The 3,446-nt window shown below is 63.3% G+C and carries 3 protein-coding genes and 1 pseudogene; 3 read left to right on the top strand and 1 reads right to left on the bottom strand.

The window, feature by feature from the left end:
• Positions 1–71: 71 nt before the first annotated feature.
• Positions 72–944: a helix-turn-helix transcriptional regulator gene (locus AC1DX0_RS33100; RefSeq protein ID WP_477221871.1), complete on the top strand. Its 873-nt coding sequence runs from the start codon at positions 72–74 to the stop codon at positions 942–944.
• 15 nt (positions 945–959) lie between these two features.
• Here AC1DX0_RS33100 and AC1DX0_RS33095 read toward each other — a convergent pair whose 3' ends face one another.
• Positions 960–1,598 carry a TetR family transcriptional regulator C-terminal domain-containing protein gene (locus AC1DX0_RS33095; protein ID WP_477221872.1) on the bottom strand — a complete coding sequence of 213 codons (639 nt, stop codon included), beginning with the start codon at positions 1,596–1,598 and terminating at the stop codon, positions 960–962.
• Between the two features lie 224 nt (positions 1,599–1,822).
• On the opposite strand from AC1DX0_RS33095, the gene aptA reads away from it, so the two are divergent.
• Together aptA and AC1DX0_RS33085 are read left to right on the top strand one after the other, a co-directional pair.
• Entirely contained in the window at positions 1,823–3,151 is a 1,329-nt protein-coding gene (aptA, locus tag AC1DX0_RS33090; protein WP_477358579.1) for an omega-aminotransferase AptA, read from the top strand.
• A gap of 71 nt (positions 3,152–3,222) precedes the next feature.
• Positions 3,223–3,446 (top strand): annotated as a pseudogene (locus AC1DX0_RS33085) (Zn-dependent hydrolase); the annotation flags it as partial.

Genomic DNA, 3,446 nt, shown 5'->3' with positions numbered 1-3,446 from the left:
AGATGGGACGCCTGACGGATCTCAAACAGTTCAAACTTTATCCTGGTATCAGTACTGCTATAATAGGCACCATGGATGCTCCCTCACATTCCGCYGAAGACAGCCGCCGGCGCGARCTYGGCGCTTTCCTGCGTTCGCGCCGCGAAAGGCTGACGCCCTCGGCAACCGGCATCACGACCGGTCTCAGGCGGCGCACGCCGGGCCTGCGTCGTGAAGAGGTGGCGATGATCGCCGGCGTCGGCACCACCTGGTACACCTGGCTGGAGCAGGGGCGGGAGGTCAGGCCCTCCGTGGAAGTGCTGACGGCGCTTGCAGAGGCATTGCGCCTCGACGCCGTCGAGAAGCGGCATCTGTTCATCCTTGCCGGGCGCCAGCAGCCTGAGCGCCGTGTGGTTGCGCCGGAAAAGGTCGACGGCCCCTTGCTGCACATGCTGCAAAGCCTCGTCCTGCAGCCGGCCTATGTCGTCGGCCGGCGCTGGGACGTGCTTGCCTGGAACCCGGCCGCTGTCGCGGTGTTTGGCGACTACGGCCTGCTTGAGGGGGATGCCTGTAACATCGTCCATATGGTGTTCACCAACCCGCACCACCGCCGCCTGCTGGTCGACTGGGAAGAACTCGCCCGCGTGGTTCTCGCGTCGTTTCGCGCCGAGAGCGCCAAGTATGTCGGTGATCCCGATTTCGACCGGCTGATCGCGCTGATGATGCGCTCAAGCCCCGAGTTCCGCGACTGGTGGCCCCGGCGAGACGTGGCGCGAAGGCTTACCGGCATGAAGCATGTCCGGCATCCCACCGCCGGCCCGATGGCCTTCGAGCATATGAGCTTGTCGATCGACGATGGTTCCGACATGAGGCTTGTCGTCTACACGCCGCTCGCCGAGCAGAACTCTATCGCCAAGCTGCAGACTTTGCTGGACGCGCTGCCGGCCGAGCGGCGCAGCGCCTGAGCCATCGCGGCAGGGTCAGCCCTTCGGCTTCAGCCCCTCAAGAAACAATTGCTCCAGGAACCTCGCGGCGTCCTCGAAGCGGCCGTCGCCGCCGCGGTTCGGCCCGAGCACCGCGCGGACCTGGACGTCGAAATCGGCGTAATGCTGCGTCGTTGCCCAGATCGAGAAGATCAGGTGCCAGGGGTCGGTCCTGGCGATCTTGCCGGCGCGCATCCAGCCCTTGATGACGGCGGCCTTCTCGTCGACCAGCGTCTTCAGCTCGCCGGCCAGCAGCGGCATGATGCGTGGCGCGCCTTGCAGGATCTCGTTGGCGAACAGCCGGCTCTCGCGCGGGAAATCGCGCGCCATTTCGAGCTTGCGCCTGATGTAGCTTCTCAACTCGGTCATCGGATCGCCGATGTCATCGAGTTCCCTGAGCGGCGCCAGCCAGGTGTCGAGCAGGCGCTGCATCAGCGTCTCGTGAATGTCTTCCTTGCGGCGGAAATAGTAGAGCAGGTTGGGCTTCGACATGCCGGCCGCTTCGGCGATCTGGTCGATGGTCGAGCCGCGGAAGCCGTTGGTGGAGAACACTTCGAGTGCGGCCTCCAGGATCAGCTCACGCTTTTCCTGCTGGATGCGGGTGCGGCGAGGGGCGTCCGTGCCGGCGTTCACCATTGCAAGCCCTCGCATTGAGGGTCATCTGGACCAATTCTCTGGACCAGTTTTTCCCTAGCCTGTGGAACGCACTTCAGGAGCCGCATTTCCGCTAGTAATCCCTTGACCGCCGACAGGGCGGTGCTAACGTTTGTCCAATCGGTCAAAAATTTGCGTAGCATGAAAGCGCGGCAAAGACCAAGCGTTGGMCGCASCGAAACAGKTTACAAGGGGAAGTCCTGCTCATGTCCAACCGGCTGAAAGTCACGCCGAACGATCTCAGCGCATTCTGGATGCCGTTCACGGCAAACCGGCAGTTCAAGCAGGCGCCGCGCATGTTCGTGTCCGCCAAGGACATGCACTACACCACSAGCGAYGGSCGCAAGGTGCTGGACGGCACCGCCGGTCTCTGGTGCGTCAATGCCGGCCACTGCCGGCCGAAGATTACCGAGGCGATCCAGCACCAGGCCGCCGAGCTCGACTACGCGCCTGCCTTCCAGATGGGTCATCCGATCGTGTTCGAACTGGCCAACCGCCTGGTCGACMTCGCGCCSAAGGGCATGGACCAYGTSTTCTTCACCAATTCCGGTTCGGAATCGGTCGAGACCGCGCTGAAGATGGCGATCGCCTATCACCGCGTGAAGGGCGAGGGCTCGCGCACCCGCCTCATCGGTCGTGAGCGCGGCTATCACGGCGTCAATTTCGGTGGCATCTCGGTCGGCGGCATCGTCACCAACCGTAAGATGTTCGGCACGCTGCTCGGCGGCGTCGACCACATGCCGCACACGCATCTGCCGGAGAAGAACKCCTTCYCCAAAGGCGTGCCGGAATATGGCGCGGAGCTTGCCAACGAGTTGGAGCGCATCGTCGCCCTGCACGATGCCTCGACCATCGCCGCCGTCATCGTCGAGCCGGTCGCCGGTTCCACCGGCGTCATCCTGCCGCCCAAGGGCTATTTGCAGAAGCTGCGCGAAATCTGCACCAAGCACGGCATCCTGCTGATCTTCGACGAGGTCATCACCGGTTTCGGCCGCCTCGGCGCGCCGTTCGCCGCCGACTATTTCGGCGTCACGCCCGACATCATGACCACCGCGAAGGGCGTCTCCAACGGCGTCATCCCGATGGGTGCGGTGTTCGTGAAGAAGGAAATCCACGACGCATTCATGACCGGGCCGGAACACATGATCGAGTTCTTCCACGGCTACACCTATTCGGGCAATCCGATTGCGTGCGCGGCGGCACTCGGCACGCTCGACACCTACAAGGAAGAGGGTCTGCTGACGCGTGGCGAGGAACTGGCGCCATACTGGGAAGATGCGCTGCATTCGCTGAAGGATGAGCCGCATGTCATCGACATCAGGAACATCGGCCTGATCGGCGCGATCGAACTGGCGCCGATCGCCGGCCAGCCGACCAAGCGTGCTTTCTCGGCCTTCGTCAAGGCGTTCGATCGCGGCGCGCTGATCCGCACCACCGGCGACATCATCGCGCTGTCGCCGCCGCTGATCATCACCAAGGGCCAGATCAACGAATTGATCGACCATGTGCGTGAAGTGCTGAGGTCGATAGACTAAACCTGCTTTTGTCTGGGCGGGTGGCGAAGGGAACCGCCACCCGCCCAGACCATGAAATGGAAGGACTTTGAATGGCCGCACCCGGCGAGAATCTGCGAATCAATTCGGACCGTTTGTGGGATTCGCTGATGGAGATGGCGAAGATCGGCCCCGGCATTGCCGGCGGCAACAATCGCCAGACCGTGACCGATGAGGACGGCGAGGGCCGGCATCTTTTCCAGCGCTGGTGCGAGGCCGCCGGGCTCGAAATGGGCCTCGACGAGATGGGCACCATGTTTGCCCGCCGCGAAGGCAC

The sequence above is a fragment of the Mesorhizobium sp. P3_A9 genome, from assembly GCF_056402975.1.
The sequence above is the reverse complement of the archived record's forward strand: the minus strand, read 5'-3'. Positions and strand labels throughout refer to the sequence as shown.

Excerpts from the sequence above, each read along its gene's own strand:
- AC1DX0_RS33095 (WP_477221872.1), bottom strand. The coding sequence starts at position 1,598 with ATGGTGAACGCCGGCACGGACGCCCCTCGCCGCACCCGCATCCAGCAG.